The organism is Clostridioides sp. ES-W-0018-02 (genome assembly GCF_020658175.1).
Taxonomy (GTDB): Bacteria; Bacillota; Clostridia; order Peptostreptococcales; family Peptostreptococcaceae; genus Clostridioides.
On sequence record NZ_JACVVY010000001.1, the window covers coordinates 1,438,827 to 1,454,337 of the forward strand.

The 15,511-nt window shown below is 26.6% G+C and carries 23 protein-coding genes and 1 riboswitch; of the genes, 6 read left to right on the plus strand and 17 right to left on the minus strand.

Features of this window, described 5'->3' with window-relative positions:
- Window positions 1-57: 57 nt before the first annotated feature.
- The 4 genes from pduL to IC219_RS06350 form a co-directional block, all read right to left on the minus strand.
- Window positions 58-627: a phosphate propanoyltransferase gene (gene pduL, locus IC219_RS06335; protein ID WP_227432385.1), complete on the minus strand. Its 570-nt coding sequence runs from the start codon at window positions 625-627 to the stop codon at window positions 58-60.
- Between the two features lie 72 nt (window positions 628-699).
- Window positions 700-1,308 (minus strand): flavodoxin family protein, encoded by a 609-nt coding sequence (locus IC219_RS06340; protein WP_227483793.1) that lies wholly within the window; start codon window positions 1,306-1,308, stop codon window positions 700-702.
- 7 nt (window positions 1,309-1,315) lie between these two features.
- Complete coding sequence (locus IC219_RS06345; protein ID WP_227432383.1) at window positions 1,316-3,079, minus strand: GAF domain-containing SpoIIE family protein phosphatase; 1,764 nt, start codon at window positions 3,077-3,079, stop codon at window positions 1,316-1,318.
- 42 nt (window positions 3,080-3,121) lie between these two features.
- Window positions 3,122-3,583, minus strand: a complete 462-nt coding sequence (locus IC219_RS06350; RefSeq protein WP_227483794.1) for a hypothetical protein — start codon at window positions 3,581-3,583, stop codon at window positions 3,122-3,124.
- Window positions 3,584-3,774: 191 nt separating this feature from the next.
- Between IC219_RS06350 and IC219_RS06355 the strand changes: the two genes are divergently transcribed.
- A complete protein-coding gene (locus IC219_RS06355) occupies window positions 3,775-4,236 on the plus strand; it encodes a hypothetical protein (protein WP_227432381.1) in 462 nt (153 codons plus the stop codon).
- Window positions 4,237-4,333: 97 nt separating this feature from the next.
- Here IC219_RS06355 and IC219_RS06360 read toward each other — a convergent pair whose 3' ends face one another.
- The 5 genes from IC219_RS06360 to hpt all read right to left on the minus strand — a co-directional run bounded on the left by IC219_RS06360 (window position 4,334) and on the right by hpt (window position 7,844).
- Window positions 4,334-4,504 (minus strand): hypothetical protein, encoded by a 171-nt coding sequence (locus IC219_RS06360; RefSeq protein WP_003416012.1) that lies wholly within the window; start codon window positions 4,502-4,504, stop codon window positions 4,334-4,336.
- Window positions 4,505-4,693: 189 nt separating this feature from the next.
- The gene (locus IC219_RS06365) at window positions 4,694-4,915 is read right to left on the minus strand and encodes an alpha/beta-type small acid-soluble spore protein (RefSeq protein WP_227432380.1); all 222 of its coding nucleotides are present in this window, start codon (window positions 4,913-4,915) and stop codon (window positions 4,694-4,696) included.
- An 83-nt stretch (window positions 4,916-4,998) separates the two neighbouring features.
- Window positions 4,999-6,225: an NAD(P)/FAD-dependent oxidoreductase gene (locus tag IC219_RS06370; RefSeq protein WP_227483795.1), complete on the minus strand. Its 1,227-nt coding sequence runs from the start codon at window positions 6,223-6,225 to the stop codon at window positions 4,999-5,001.
- Between the two features lie 70 nt (window positions 6,226-6,295).
- Window positions 6,296-7,228: a phosphatase PAP2 family protein gene (locus IC219_RS06375; RefSeq protein WP_227483796.1), complete on the minus strand. Its 933-nt coding sequence runs from the start codon at window positions 7,226-7,228 to the stop codon at window positions 6,296-6,298.
- Between the two features lie 88 nt (window positions 7,229-7,316).
- Window positions 7,317-7,844 (minus strand): hypoxanthine phosphoribosyltransferase, encoded by a 528-nt coding sequence (hpt, locus tag IC219_RS06380; protein ID WP_227432377.1) that lies wholly within the window; start codon window positions 7,842-7,844, stop codon window positions 7,317-7,319.
- Window positions 7,845-8,072: 228 nt separating this feature from the next.
- Here hpt and IC219_RS06385 point away from each other — a divergent pair, with 228 nt between their 5' ends.
- On the plus strand, window positions 8,073-9,149 hold the full coding sequence (locus IC219_RS06385; protein WP_227830799.1) for a pyridoxal phosphate-dependent aminotransferase: 1,077 nt from the start codon (window positions 8,073-8,075) through the stop codon (window positions 9,147-9,149).
- Between the two features lie 119 nt (window positions 9,150-9,268).
- Here IC219_RS06385 and IC219_RS06390 read toward each other — a convergent pair whose 3' ends face one another.
- From IC219_RS06390 to IC219_RS06400, 3 genes are all read right to left on the minus strand, one after another.
- Window positions 9,269-10,480, minus strand: a complete 1,212-nt coding sequence (locus tag IC219_RS06390) for a dicarboxylate/amino acid:cation symporter (RefSeq protein ID WP_227483798.1) — start codon at window positions 10,478-10,480, stop codon at window positions 9,269-9,271.
- 375 nt (window positions 10,481-10,855) lie between these two features.
- Complete coding sequence (locus IC219_RS06395; protein WP_227830800.1) at window positions 10,856-11,239, minus strand: BlaI/MecI/CopY family transcriptional regulator; 384 nt, start codon at window positions 11,237-11,239, stop codon at window positions 10,856-10,858.
- 61 nt (window positions 11,240-11,300) lie between these two features.
- The gene (locus IC219_RS06400) at window positions 11,301-11,660 is read right to left on the minus strand and encodes a BlaI/MecI/CopY family transcriptional regulator (RefSeq protein ID WP_227830801.1); all 360 of its coding nucleotides are present in this window, start codon (window positions 11,658-11,660) and stop codon (window positions 11,301-11,303) included.
- 220 nt (window positions 11,661-11,880) lie between these two features.
- Window positions 11,881-11,977, plus strand: a riboswitch (cyclic di-GMP riboswitch).
- 35 nt (window positions 11,978-12,012) lie between these two features.
- On the opposite strand from IC219_RS06400, the gene IC219_RS06405 reads away from it, so the two are divergent.
- From IC219_RS06405 to IC219_RS06420, 4 genes are all read left to right on the plus strand, one after another.
- Entirely contained in the window at window positions 12,013-12,189 is a 177-nt protein-coding gene (locus IC219_RS06405; protein WP_227483801.1) for a hypothetical protein, read from the plus strand.
- An 82-nt stretch (window positions 12,190-12,271) separates the two neighbouring features.
- Window positions 12,272-12,475: a hypothetical protein gene (locus IC219_RS06410; protein ID WP_227830802.1), complete on the plus strand. Its 204-nt coding sequence runs from the start codon at window positions 12,272-12,274 to the stop codon at window positions 12,473-12,475.
- Between the two features lie 458 nt (window positions 12,476-12,933).
- Window positions 12,934-13,293: a DUF3796 domain-containing protein gene (locus IC219_RS06415; RefSeq protein WP_227483884.1), complete on the plus strand. Its 360-nt coding sequence runs from the start codon at window positions 12,934-12,936 to the stop codon at window positions 13,291-13,293.
- Complete coding sequence (locus IC219_RS06420; protein WP_021384460.1) at window positions 13,293-13,496, plus strand: helix-turn-helix transcriptional regulator; 204 nt, start codon at window positions 13,293-13,295, stop codon at window positions 13,494-13,496. Before IC219_RS06415 ends, IC219_RS06420 begins: the two co-directional genes overlap by 1 nt.
- 338 nt (window positions 13,497-13,834) lie before the next feature.
- Here the strand turns inward: IC219_RS06420 and IC219_RS06425 are convergent, their stop codons facing one another.
- The 5 genes from IC219_RS06425 to IC219_RS06445 form a co-directional block, all read right to left on the minus strand.
- Window positions 13,835-14,632, minus strand: a complete 798-nt coding sequence (locus tag IC219_RS06425) for an N-acetylmuramoyl-L-alanine amidase (protein ID WP_227830803.1) — start codon at window positions 14,630-14,632, stop codon at window positions 13,835-13,837.
- A complete protein-coding gene (locus IC219_RS06430) occupies window positions 14,629-14,889 on the minus strand; it encodes a phage holin family protein (RefSeq protein ID WP_227483477.1) in 261 nt (86 codons plus the stop codon). The genes IC219_RS06425 and IC219_RS06430 overlap by 4 nt, the downstream gene beginning before the upstream one ends.
- Before the next feature lie 15 nt (window positions 14,890-14,904).
- Complete coding sequence (locus tag IC219_RS06435; RefSeq protein WP_227830804.1) at window positions 14,905-15,135, minus strand: hemolysin XhlA family protein; 231 nt, start codon at window positions 15,133-15,135, stop codon at window positions 14,905-14,907.
- A gap of 33 nt (window positions 15,136-15,168) precedes the next feature.
- Window positions 15,169-15,306 (minus strand): XkdX family protein, encoded by a 138-nt coding sequence (locus tag IC219_RS06440; RefSeq protein WP_227483879.1) that lies wholly within the window; start codon window positions 15,304-15,306, stop codon window positions 15,169-15,171.
- Window positions 15,306-15,511 (minus strand): hypothetical protein (locus IC219_RS06445; RefSeq protein ID WP_227853306.1); only part of this gene is annotated, 206 nt, incomplete at its 5' end. The genes IC219_RS06445 and IC219_RS06440, both read right to left, overlap by 1 nt.

The window sequence follows — 15,511 nt, forward strand, 5'->3', positions numbered from 1 at the left end:
CATTAAAAAATATGCTAGTAAATAAAATATTCACTAGCATAAATTTCATACATAAAACTAATCAACTATTAATTCTACTAAATCTCCATTTTTAACACCTGCTGCATTTCCTTCTTCCATGTCAACATGCATTTCTAAATTAAAGCTATCACTAGCTCTTACTAATACATTTTCAAATACTAATGCTCTTGGTCCAGATGTTTTAACTTTTACTATTTGTTTATCAGTTACACCAAATTTAGCAGCATCTTCATTGCTCATATGTATATGTCTAGAAGCAACTATAACTCCTTCTTTCATTTCAACTTCTCCAGCTGGTCCTACTAATTTAACACCAGGAGTTCCAGCTATATCACCAGATTCTTTTATTGGAGCTTTTACTCCTAATGGGAATCCATCTGCTAAAGAAATCTCAACTTGAGTTTGAGGTCTAGCTGGTCCTAAAACTCTAACTCCTTTTAGAGTCCCCTTTGGACCGACTAAATCAACTTTTTCTTCACAGGCAAATTGTCCTGGTTGAGATAATGGTTTAAATTTAGTTAATTCATGACCTGCTCCAAATAATACGTCTATATCAGCTTGACTCAAATGAACATGTTTATTAGATAATGCTATTGGTAATTTCATTGAAATTCCCTCCTTTAATTATTTTTAAATTATTGCAATACAATTATACATAATATTACTTACAAAATCAAATTATATTGATTCAATATAAACTTTTAGACTCTTCGACAGAGTGTCTTTAAACTCTTGATTATCTCTGTAGGGTATATTATCTGTATTGTTTAAATATATATTGTGTAAAAGTTTAGTATTTATACTCTTAAAGAAAAAGTCCATAACTATTTGCCCACCTTTAAATTGTGAATCATAAGGTTTACTACCTCCTACTGCAATGTACATACCTATACGCTTTTTATTCCTATCAATTGAAGGCTTATTTAATATATACTTACTCGCATAGATAGCTTGAGTTCTATCAACAACAGTTTTTACTTTAGCTGATATTGAATCAAAATGTACAGGACTTATTACTATAGTTCCTTTTGATTTATCAAACATTTTATATAAAGGTTTCATATCATCATTAAATTTGCAATACCCTGTCTTATTACAAAACCCACATGCTGTACAATATTCAATATACATATCATATATATTGAATATTTTACTACTAAGTCCACTCTCTTCTAATTTAAGTTTTATTTCATTTGCTATAAAACTACAGTTTCTATTATTTCTCGGACTTCCATTTATTATTATAATTTCTGGACTTTCAAGTTCTATTTTATTATTTAAATCCATAATCAATCTACCTATCCTTTAACATAACAATTAAAATATCATCATCATAATTATCTTTTGATGAAAAGTTTCTTAAATCTAATTTTAAATTTTCTACTATCAACTGGTGATTTAATCTAAAATTTTCTTTTAAAAAGTTTTCTAATCTATCTATACCATATTCTTCTTTTGATTTATTTTTTATTTCTAAAATTCCATCAGTATACATACATACCATTGCATAATCTTCCATTGAAAGAGTATTGTTTTCATATGTTGCATCTTCCATTACCCCAATAGGTATTCCCTTTTTACAATTTAAGTTAGTTTCTATTGTTCCATCTTTTTTTACAACTACAGGGCTATAGTGTCCTGCATTAGATACTGTAATCATATTTTCTTTAATATCTATAAGTCCAATCAAACAAGTTGTAAATACTCCCATCTTGTCAAATTCATCATATAACATACTATTTAAATTTGTCATTATTTCTTGTGGTGTCTTATACTGATTACATAACACTTTAAAAGCACCTTTTATCATTGCAACAACATAATTCGAAACCATTCCATGACCCATTACATCAGCAACAATATAAACTATGTGTTCAGAATCTACCTTTGTAGCATAGTAAAAATCTCCACCTACTACTCTTGCTGGTTTATGATAAAAATAAAGTTCTTTTTCATCATTACAATCCATTTTACCTTTGTCCATAATAAGTTGTTGCTGTTTATTTAATACATTTAACTCATTCTCAAGAACCTTGTGCTTTACTTCTTTTTCATTGTGCTCATATAACTGCATACCAACCAAAACCTGTTTAGATAATATACTAAGAATATTTAAATCATCACTAGTGTAGTTTTTGCTGTTTGCACAAACAATGCATCCTATAGTCTCATTTTTATCTTGGAGTTTGTAATATATATAACTTTCCAAGTTTATCCCTTTTTGTGAACATGGTTTTAAATTATTTAAATATCCTCCTAAGGATTCTTTATTTACAAACTTGTCTAACATAGGATATAAATTTGTTTTCTTCTTATGCTCTGTATTATAACAGCTAAATATCTTATCTTTATTATCATGACCTGTTATAATTATCAAAGCTTCTTTACTATTAGTGATATTACACGCCTGTTTACTTAAGTTTTCTAAAAATCCATCTATACTTTTATTGAGATATAATTTTTTAGTAGCTTCATTTATAGCACTTATTGAACCTCTTAATTTATCAACCAAAATTTGTACATTATTATTTTTATTAGTTATTTCTATTGATAAACTTAAGAGAGATGCAACAGAAGATATAAAGTCTATATCTTGTTCTGTTAGAAAATCTTCTTCTGTCAAAAAGCAAGTCATAAATCCAACTACTTCATTATTTATGATAAAAGGAAAAACTATTCTACCAATGTAACCTTCAGATTTTGCTAAATCTCGTTCCCCTTCTGCTCTAGAATCTTCAAATACATTTTTTACATATATTATCTTTTTCTCATTTACAGCTTCATGTATATATTCTGGATATGTGTCAAAATCAATTTTTGCACCTTTAAGACTATTGATTGGAAAAATTTGAGGTACATATTCTAAAGTTTGTGAACATACTAAATAGGCATATTTAGAATCATTTTTATAAAATAGATTTACACATGCCTTTGTAGGGTGAACAACCTCTAACATTTTTTCTATTATTTTATCTTTTATATTAAAAAAATCTGTAGATTCAGTCACCATAGCAGATATTTCCACTAAATTCTTCATTTTATAATTGCCATTAGTCATACTCAATTTCTCCCCCTATATATTAAACTATTTATTAGTATTTTAACATACATTCTTTATAGTAAAAACAAAAACAACGACAAAACTAAGAACTAATATCCAGTTAAATCCTGTCAATATTCCTATAAGAAGTAATGTAATCAATGCATTTAGACCTGTTCTTCCCTTTTCATCCATAAAAGTTATCTTAGAGATGTCGATATTATTTTTTACATTGTTTATATGTTCCTTCACTTGTTCTTCCATATTTCTCTTATAAAGAATGTATACCACTCCAACTAAAAATACTCCTATACCTAATATCCAATTTAGATTAAATGCTACAATAAGCAGTATTGAACCAAAAACTAACTTTAAAAGTTTAAAAAACACACTGTCTATCTTTAAAGTTATATTTCTGATTTCTTTACATTCATCCCTTAATGAATATCCACTTGAATCTAAGTTATTAATCTTTGTTTTTACAATTTCAGAATAAAAAAGTTTTATTATCCCATTTAACATTTTCATCACTCCTAAATATTTTACATATATTTGTAAGTTTTACAATTATAATATTTTTTATACTTGGTAATAATAAAAAATAACAAATATTTTATAATTTAGTATTTATTGTAAATAAATTATTAAAACTTTATAGACTAAGTATAAACTTTTCAAAATAAATATTCTTACAATTAAAAGGAAGTGTTTTTGTGCAAATAGAACAACTCGATTTAGAAACAAGAAATAAAATATACTGCTATACAAAAAAAATTCTTAGAAAATACCAAAAAGGTATTATATCTGGAAAATTAACAGCAGATAAATTTGCAGATAATATATTATCTCAAGATTTTATAAATAGTATACTTGATGAAAAAATAATAAGTGAATATGAATTTAAGTTATCTTATATAGACTATATTGAAACTTTAATAAAAATACAAAATGAAAATTTGTCTAATTCAAGAAAAAAATCTACTAAGTCTATAAAAAGTTTTAATATCACTCAAATAATTCAATTGAAAAATTTATTACATGATACTGGTTATAATCTATCAATTCCATACAAGTACCTGACTCCTAAGGATATAGAAGGTATTATTACACTTATCAATACTGGGTCTATTGAACTTGGAAATGAGAGAATATATAATTATATATCAAAAGCATAATAAAATAAATTTATTATAAAAAGGCAATTTATTTAATATAAAATCTATTTTTTTATATTAAACAAATTGCCTTTTTAATTTTTATTTCTATATGATATTATCCAAGAGCTTTTTCTAATTTAGATAAGTGTTGTATTGGATAATATTTTAATAGTTCTTTAAACTGTTCTACTGATAATCCTTCTGTTGTCGTATATATTCTTATTTTTTCATCTAAATCACTATTAATAAATTTATTTTTTAAATCTTCAAAGTTTACACTACTCATTTTACATCACTCCTTATGTAATATATTCATTTGTACTATTTTATCCAGATTTCTAAAATTTATTACATAAAAATATCGACATATAAAACTTAATAAAAAAAAGCTATCTCAATTTAGAAATTACTTTCTATATTTGAGATAGCTCTAGCTATAACAATAGCCTAATAGTTATAAATAATTATTTATTAACTATCTGTTGTTTTTTCCAGCCATTTGTTGTTCAGCCATTTCAACTAATTTTTTAGTCATGTATCCACCTACATAACCATTTTCTCTTGCAGTAAGGTTTCCTTTATCAACTTGTTGATAATTACTCATACCAAGTTCATTAGCTATTTCTAATTTCATTTGGTTTAAAGCTTCTTTTGCTCCTGGTACTACTGTTTTGTTGTTGTTATTGTTACTTGCCATGTTGATTACCTTCCTTCTGTTTAATTTATTTTGTGTTGCTGATAATATTATGTGATTTTAAACATTTTTAATTCAGGTAATTTTTAGCAATTAAAACCTGCCAAATATCCAGTCGAAAAAGCTATTTGCAAATTAAATCCTCCTGTGTACGCATCTATATCTATTACTTCACCAGCAAAAAATAAACCTTCTATCAATTTTGATTCCATTGTACTTGAGTTTATCTCATTCACTTTTACTCCACCAGAAGTTATTATGGCTTCGTCAATAGGTCTATATCTTTTTACTGTAAATTTCAAATTTTTTAGTAAATGAACTAAATTTTTTCTTTGTTCTCTAGAAACTTGATGAACAACTGTATCTGGAGAAATCTCACTTAAATTTATTATTATAGGTATAAGTTTTTTAGGAAGCAAGTCATCCAATGCTTTTTCAAATTTTTTATTTGTATATTTTTGAAAATCTTTTTGAACTCTTTTATCTAATTTTTCTTCATCTAATGCAGGTTTTAAATCCAACAGTATAGTATAATTTTCTTTAGTTGTATCTTTCATCCTACAGCTTGCAGACTTTATTATAGGTCCATCTAAACCAAATTTAGTAAATTCAAGTTCTCCAAAATCATTATACACTTTCTTTTTTTTACTATTAAACACACTTATTTCAACATTTCTTAATGATAATTTTTCTAAATCTTTTACAAAACCTTCTTGAACTTCCATACCAATCAAAGATGGTTTTGTATCTACAATAGTATGACCCTGCGAAATAGCAAATTTATATCCATCACCAGTAGAACCAGTAAGTGGATAACTTAATCCACCCGTTGCTATTATGACAGAATCACACTTGATTTCTTTTTTATTGCTTAGAACTACTTTTTCAATTTTATTATTTTTAGATATTATTTTTTCTACCTTAGAGTTTAATAATATATTTACTTTTTTGCTTCTTACTTGTTTTTCAAGAGCTTTTACAACATCAAACGCTTTATCGCTTTCTGGAAAAACTCTTTTTCCTCTTTCTGTTTTAGTTTTTACTCCAAGATTATTAAACATACTTATTACATCATCATTTGTAAAAGTGTAAAAAGCACTATATAAGAATTTACCATTTGTAGGAACATTTTCTATTAATTCTTCTATATCACAATCATTAGTTATATTGCATCTACCTTTTCCTGTTATTGCAAGCTTCTTGCCTAACTTATGATTTTTTTCAATTAAAGTTACATCAAACCCTCTTTCAGATGCAGTTGAGGCTGCTATCATCCCTGCTGGTCCACCGCCTATTACTACTATTTTCTTCAAATAATCACTCTTTTCTACCCTTAAATTTTCTTAAAATTAAATTAGTCTCTATACAATAGTACAAATTAAATTAATTTAATTTCAAAATTTTAAATAATGCAGGAGCTCCTGCTATTCCATAAAAAACAACCAATGTATACTTAATAAAATTCATGAAAATTATACTCATACTAGAGTCACTTATATTTAAAGTCGTTATTAATATTGAAATCAACACTTTAATAGCAACATATAAAATTCCTATTGTGACTATTCCAATCAAAAACCTACATATTCTCGAAAATACTATGTTTTTGCTCTTTTTATTTTTATTACTAAAATTAATCTTTTTATTATTATTTTCTGTAGTAAATTTAACAAACTTATCTTCAACTATATACCCAAATATAAATCCTACTAGAATACCAAATTTTTCAAAATATTCAGGGCTTTTTAGAAATATTGCTATTAATATAAATGGGATGAGTAATGCTACAAGAAAAATATATTTTTTATTATCATCGATATAGTCAAATACTTTTACAAATACAATGGTAAAAAATATGCCAAGTATCCAACCAGCAATTACATCTATAGGCCAATGAACAGCCAAATATAGTCGAGATAATCCTACTCCTAAAACCATCACTGCACCCAACAAACGTATATAGTTTCTTTTAAATATAGTCATAATACTAACCCAAAATGTAGTTGCAGTTTGAGTATGTGCACTTGGAAAAGAGTATCCTCCAGCGGTAGAAACTCTCAGTGATTCAAGACCTTTTATACCTATTGGTCTAGGAGCTTTTATAAATTCTTTAATACCTAGGTTCACAATAAAATTTCCAACTATCGCGAACAACATTTTTTGTCCACATTTTTTATTTATACACCAATATATAACTGCTGTAATTAATATCAATAATGGTGCTTCTGTACTTACTGTAAATACAAGAAATATAAAATTTAAAATTGGATTTCTTAAACTCTGGAAAAATAATAATATACTCAATTGAATATCCATACCGATGTCTCCTTTACTAAAATTTTATATACTTAATTAAAAAGCACTAACTCCTACAGAGATTAGTGCTTTTAATTCACATTTAAGTCTATTCTACATCCTCAACTATACCTATATAAGGTAAATTTCTGTATTTTTCAGCATAATCTATTCCATAACCAACAATGAATTTATCTTCTATAACAAATCCAACATAGTCTACAGGTATATTAGCTTTTCTTCTTTGAGGCTTATCAAGTAGAGTGCATAATTTTAGAGATTTTGGATTTCTAGTTTTTAAAGCTGCAACTAGATTACTTAATGTTAAACCAGAATCTATTATATCCTCTACAATTAACACATTCTTTCCTTCAATATCTACATCTAAATCTTTTAATATTTTAACTGTACCAGAAGATTCTGTTGAATTTCCATAACTTGTAACACTCATAAAATCTATATTTACATCTAAATCTATACATCTTATTAAATCTGAAACAAATACACTAGCTCCTTTAAGTATACCTACTACTAGTAAATCTTCACCTTTAAAATCTTCTTCTATTTTTTTACCTAATTCATAAACTTTTGCTTTTATCTGTTCTTCTGTCAACATTTTTCCTGTAACTTTGTACATCTTGAATCCTCCCGCTTTCCATCTATTAACCTATATATTATAGCATACTGAAATATCAATTAAAATCTTTTTCATCATTTTTAAACCTAAATTAACAGCTTATCCATACTTTTTTGCTTTTTCTCTTAAAAATTTGGAATAAATATTCCTTTGTATTATAATCTATATGTAAATATATTAATCAGTTATTTTTATTAATTATATAATTTTATTTTGGGAGGTACTTTTATGAGCACAAATCATGGAGCTAATTTATATAGTTTATCTAGTAAGTATGGCTTTTCAAAAGAAGAATTTATGGATTTTAGTTCTAATATAAACCCTTTTGGTACATCAGTTTTAGCCAAACAATACATTGTAAACAATATAGATATAGTATCTATGTATCCTGACCCTGATTACATAGACTTAAAAACTTCTATATCTAACTACTGTAAGTGTTCTATAGATAATATAGTACTTGGTAGTGGAGCTACAGAATTAATTTCATCTTTTATACATACAATTAACCCTAAACAAGCTCTTTTACTTTCTCCTGCTTATTCAGAGTATGAAAAAGAACTATCTAAAATTAATTGTTCTATAGATAAATATTTTGCTAATGAAGAAGATAATTTTCATATAAAATTAGAAAATCTTATAAAGACTATTAATTCTAAAGACTATGATTTAGTTGTAATGTGCAATCCTAACAATCCAACTGGATTTGCATTTAACAAAATAGAAATAAAAGAAATATTAAAAAACACAAATAAATTTTTAATGATTGATGAAACTTATGTAGAGTTTACTGATACAAATATATACTCTTCTACTCAATTAGTCGATGATTATTCTAATTTATTTGTTATAAGAGGAACATCAAAATTTTTTTCAACACCAGGCATAAGACTTGGATATGGACTTATATCTGATAATGCTGTTAAGAATAAAATAAATAACAACTTAGATTTATGGAATATCAACATAATAGCCTCTAAGATGGGAGAAATAATGTTTAGAGATTTAAACTTTATCTCTAGTACTATTTCCTTAATGAATACTGAAAGAAATTACTTACTTGGGGAGCTTAAAAGCATAGACAGCCTAGATATATATGATACTCAAGGTAATTTTATATTATGTAAAATTAAAACAAAGGAATTTACTGCTAAAGCTCTTCGTGAGAAACTAATTCCTCAAAAGATAATAATAAGAGATTGTTATTCATTTGAAGGTTTAGATGAATACTTTTTTAGAGTATGTATATTAAAGCCTGATGAAAATAAATTATTAATATCATCTCTTAAAACAGTTTTTAGATAGAAAAATACTAGATACAGATTAGCATAAAGAATACAAAAATATATAATTACGAAAGACTTATAATTATAAAAAAATGAGCTATCTCTTTTTGAGATAACTCATTTTTATTTATTAAGAAATTAAGCACTTTGCTTTTCTTTATTTCCTTTTTTACTCATTCCATCATTTATTTTATCGACAACTACTGCTATTGCATTATCTCCTGATACATTACATGCTGTACCAAAACTATCTTGAGTTAAGTATAAAGCTATCATTAAGCTCGCAAGACCACCATCTGATGGTATTCCAACCATTGGTAAGAAAGGAAGTGCACTCATTATAGCTCCTCCTGGTGCTCCTGGTGCTGCAACCATTGCTATCCCCAACATTGCAATGTAAGGGAATAATACATTGATTCCATGAGGCATACCATTCATCATTAAAACTGCTGTTGTAAATCCAGTTATAGATATCATACTACCTGATAGATGTATTGTTGCACAAAGAGGTACAACGAATTCTCTTATTTGTTTACTTACACCATTGTTTTCTGCACAACCAACGTTAACTGGTATAGTTGCTGCTGAAGATTGAGTACCTATAGCTGTTAAATATCCAGGTATTTGATTTTTTAACATTTTGATTGGATTCTTTCCTGAGAATGCTCCTGCTGCTGTGAATTGACATGCCATGTATACAAAGTGTAATGGTATTACAACTAAATAAACTTTCCAGAATACTCCTAATATTGTCCATACTTGTCCTGCTATAGTTATATTTGCAAAAGTTCCTGCTATATATAATGGTAATAAGGGTATAATTACTGTTGACAACGTTTTCGTTACTATTTCTTGGAATTCTTGGAAGAAATTAAATAGAACTTCTCCTTTTCCATGATTTCTTAAAGCTGATATTCCAAGTCCCATTACAAATGCAAACACTATTGCTGCTGTTACATCTACCATAGGCTCTAGTGGAATTGTAAATATTGGTGCTAACATTCCTGCTTCTGGGTCTCCAATTTGACTTGCTACACTTGCATCAATAAAATTTGGAAATATTAACATAGATACTGCAAATGACAATACTCCTGCAATTAAAGTAGAACCATATGCTATTCCTGTAGTTATTCCTAATAACTTTCCTGCTCCTGTTGCTAAATCAGCTATCCCTGCTGTTACAAATCCTATAATTATAAATGGTATGACAAACTTTAAGAATGCTGAGAATAAAGTACTAACTGTTACTAATATTTGAACTATTATTTCTGGTGCATAACTTCCGATTAAAATACCGACTATGATACCGATGATTAGTTTAGGCACTAAACCTATCTTTTTCTTACTCATAATTTTTCCCTCCATAAATTTTTTTAGATTAAGTATTCTTGTACATTGAATACTTTGTCAATCATTGAATCCCCCCACTTCTTATGATAATAGAGTTTTATCTCTCCGTCAACATTTTAACCATTTTTTGTTAATAATAAAAAGAATAACACTTATAAAGTGTTACTTTTATTTATTTTATTTTTTTATATATGGCTATTTTTCAATATTTTTTAATGTTCAGACTATTTATTTTTTTAACTTTTGTCAGTTAGATGTCAGTAAAATATTTTATCCACAATTTTTATATAAGTTTTCCACAACTTATCAACACAACTATCCACAGCAATAAAAAAGGTAGCAACTATTTATATAGATGCTACCTTTTTGTATCTATTAATCTTCATCCTGCCAAGTTTTTATCCATTCTCCTATTTCTAGTATTTTTTCTTCTGTTATTTCCTCTTTATCATGTAGCTTTGAAATTAGTTCTGAGATAGGATTATTATGTAAACCTCCAAAAATTCTTTTACCTTCCAATTTTAGATATTCTTTTTCTTTAACTAATACTGTATAGTGTACATGTTTTCCAATTCGCTGAGATATTAAAAAACCTTTTTTAGTTAGTCTAGTTAAAAGTGTAATTGTAGTTGTATGTTTCCAGCCATACATTTTTTCTATCTCATCTGCAACATCTTTCGATATTACAGTTTTATAACTTGAGTTCCAAATAAACTTCATGAGTTTCAATTCTGCATCTGGTAATTTTTTATTCAACATAATATTTTCCTTCTTTCTATATAAACATAAAATTATCTTTTTGCTATGTTTTGCATATTTTTTATAAATTTTTTAATTTTTCTTCTATCATATTATTTCTTTTATGTATTGTTGTAAATATTCTTATAAAAAAGTTATTATCTCTACTTGTATTTCTTTCTTCTTTTCTAGCACTTAAATATTCTTTTTTAGTTACTAGTACCTTATAATTTGATTTAAAACCTGCTCTTTTCTTATTTAATACTTTCATCTTTACTAATCTTTTAAGTAAAATTTCTGTAGTGCTTTTCCTCCATTTATGCCTCTCCTGCATTGCTAATATTATTTCTTTTTTAGATAGAATAGACTTTTTCCTCCACATATATTCCATCAACATCAATTCCCCTCTACATAGTTTGTCTATTACCTCTTGTTGCTCCATTTTTATGTCACTTCCTCAAATTCAATCTAGCTTAAATTAATAATAGGAGCTTTTTTATACAAAAACTACAGGTAAAATTTACCATATATTCAACCCATTTGTTTTGTTCTTTAAGGCGAAATAATTTTCATATTATTAAGATAACTATTAAAATTTTTAATTTTCTGACAGGTATGTTGAATAATAATTAATTCTAATGTATCATTGTAATTGTAGAATAAAACTAAATCAGCAAAACTAGAGAAATTTAGTGACGTAAAGCTATAGGGACTAAAACTTATAAAATTAATTATAAGTTATGTCAGCCAGTTGCCAAAAAGATATATTCTTTTTGTTTTTAGGGAGGTGAACAATGTATATGGGAAAAATGGATATGTGTACACACATATTAACCGCTTATATAGGTGATTCATATGATTATTGTGATTTTATAGATACACAGTTAAATGATTTTATACTAAAGTACGGAGAAAATGTGGTAGAATCTTGCCTACATCAAGTGATGATATTGATAAGTAGGTATAATTAAATGGAATTTGTTTTCTAGAATAACCCTTTTTAGTTTTATCTACAATTTAAAATAAACTGTTGCTAAAAGAAAGGATTATAATATGTGTGCTTTTAAAATTTCCATACTAAAGAGAATTATAAATAATAAGCAACTAGAAGTTACAAGAAGTTTTGATTTAGATAATCTTATTTGTACTGCAAAAGAAATATTAGAAGAAAATGAGATTGATTTAATAATTACAGATGAAAAAAGCAAAATTATTTGGAAAAATAAAAAAAGCACTCCCGTCCATGAGAATGCTTAATTGCAACTATAGAAGTGTATTCGTAGTACACTTCTATTTTTTTATTATATCATATAATTTAGGTTGTTAAAAAGAACTATTTAAATCAATTTTAAGGTGTATTGAGTAATGTTCTTGATAGTTTATATTAATATATTTCAAAAAAAATAAGCACTCCTATAAAAAGAGTGCTTTGGTGTATGTTAATGTATATATCTAATACAATTATAACATGTCTTATGTTTTAGTATGATAATTTTCGTTCGTTTTATTGTTACAACTTCTACTATAGTTTTATGTATTTCTTTTTAAATAATAAAAAACTACTTATTTTATTAATAATATAGATAAGTAATATTTATAAAATATTTTTTTATATTAAATTTATTTTTTATATTGCATGACAACCATAAAATGTTATATATTCTTAACAAGAAGTTAAAAATACATCACATTGCATAGTATGGGAGGAATTATTAATGAAAAATTTTAAAGAACTAAATAAGCTTGGATTTTTAGGTTTCTTAGGTTTTCTAGGGCTAATTGGTATATTATATAATGGTGAAATACATACAATTAGCTTCTGTGCGTTTTTTGTTTTCTTTAGATACTTTAATATAATGCCAGATGAATTATTTAAAGAAAATTTAAGAAAAGCAGCAACACCAGCATTTTTCTTAACACTTACATCATTATCAGCATCTATGGTTATATCTATTATTTCAGATAAAACTTCTAATATAGAAAATGGACTAGGAATTAGCTTTTCTATAGCAATGATTAGTTTTATAGGAATTTTCGCATATCTACAACATAAAGAAGGAAAAGGATTAGAATAATGATAATTCGTTCAAAGACTAAAGAATATAGAGCAAGGTACAATATGAATCAAGAAGAACTTGCATCATTGGTAGGTGTAAGAAGAGAAACTATTGGCAACCTAGAAAACGGAAAATATAATCCTTCATTGAAACTAGCATTTGATATTGCTAATGTATTTAATGTAAGCATAGAAGAAATTTTTGAATATATAAAGGATTAACAACTTAAAGCAAGAGAATTGTAATAATAAAAATATAGTTCTCTTGTTTTTATGTTATAAAAAATGATATTTCTAGTTTTATGTATCCTGTTAATATTTGTAATATTTTATATACTCTTTATACTTATTATTGATATACTTTAATTAAGAAGATTAAATATAATATAAGTTGGTGGTTATTTATGAAAAAGAATCTAAATACTTTTTTATGGTATATATTAGGTATATTTCTTTCGGGCTTTATACTATCATTGATATTTGGAAAATGGCTATACTTAGTTTCTTATATACCTACGCTTTAAAAGGTAGCAACTTAAGCTAGTTGCTACCTTATTAATCTATCTATTAATAAAATCTAACGCTTTGTAAAGTGTATCAAATCTATCATTTCCCTTTATTGCCGTATACTTCTCTTTGGTTATAGAACCTATCTTATTACACGCTCCTCCACCTACAACATATAAATTTTCTGTCTGACCTGGTACATAATCTTTTATATCACATATTAATATCTTTCCATCATTATACCCCCAACCAACTACAGTTGCAGGTATCTTGTCAACTTCTCCATCATAAACTATTGTATGTTTGTACATCTGTTTAACTCCCTCATTATCTATTTTCTTATTTAATATACCCTCAGCTATTAGCTTTGCAACTGTATTTTTATTTTTAATATAATAATCTGTATCTGCTTTGCTATCTACAAAACATACCTCAATCAATATTGCTGGTGCTTTTGTATGACTAAGCCAGTAAAGCCCTCTTACATCTGATTTAGCACCTCTATTTTTAAATACTGTTGCTAATTTATCATTTACTCTATTTGCATACACTTTTCCATTATTAGTTTTATATATAGTTTCTGTACCCATTGAGTTTAGAGTTGTATTATTTGCATTGAAATGAATTTGTACTGCTAAGTTTATGTCTTGTTTATTTGCTATTTGACATTGTTCAGATAGATAATTATTCGATTTATCTATCTTACCAGCATATACAGTTGCTCCACCTTGTTTTAACCATTTCACTATTAAGTCAGTTAGTATTCTGTTTTCTTTTCCTTCATCTATATATCCGATTGCTCCTGTTCCTTTACCTGTTAGTGTATGCCCTGGTACTATTGCTATTTTCATTGTTTATTTTCCTCCTTTAGTTGTTTGTAAGTTTGATTTATACCTATTGATATACCCCAACAAATTACACCTTGTAAGACTGCATCAGCATTTAATCCCAGCATCCATACTGAAAAACCTATCCCAAGTATCAATAACACTACTGGAATATATTTATTATCTAGTTGTTTATATTTCTTACATCCTGCTCCTATAACATAAAGAGCAGCTACTAAAATTAGCAACTGCTCTGGTATGAAACTTATTAAATTATCCATTTATTTTCCTCCTAATTAAAATATTCCTCTCTGTATTGCAAATATAAAGAATCCTACAAGTGTTGTAATCATTGTTCCAATTAGCCACTTGAGCATACTGGTAAGTGAGTTTAAATTCTCACACAATGCTTTTAATTCTGCTTTAGATTCTATATTCGCTATCTTTAATTCGTCTATTTCTTCTTCATGCTTATTTATTCTTGTTTCATGTCGTTTTAAATCTGCGTTGAAAAGTTCTTCATTCATGTAAGCCTCCTAATTTTTTGTATTGAAAAAGAACTATGCTACATAGTCCTCTCCTGTTATTTCTTTATATTCACTTGCTGTTATCTTATTCTTTGTAACTGCTGTTTTAACTTGTTCTTTAGTCCAGTTATCATTCTTATAGAAATCTGTAATTATTTTATACCAATTCATTATATCACCCCATTTGACATTAGTTGAAATGTTAAATCTGCTATTGTTTGTTCTGTAGAATTTACTTTATCTTCTATGCTACTTTTAATATCTGTATATCTATAGAAAACCTCTTTAGTATTTATATTTATAAATAACTTTGCTTCTTTATTTTCTATATATTTTTGAGTTGGTAAATTCTCAACTAAAATACCCTCTTTTAAAT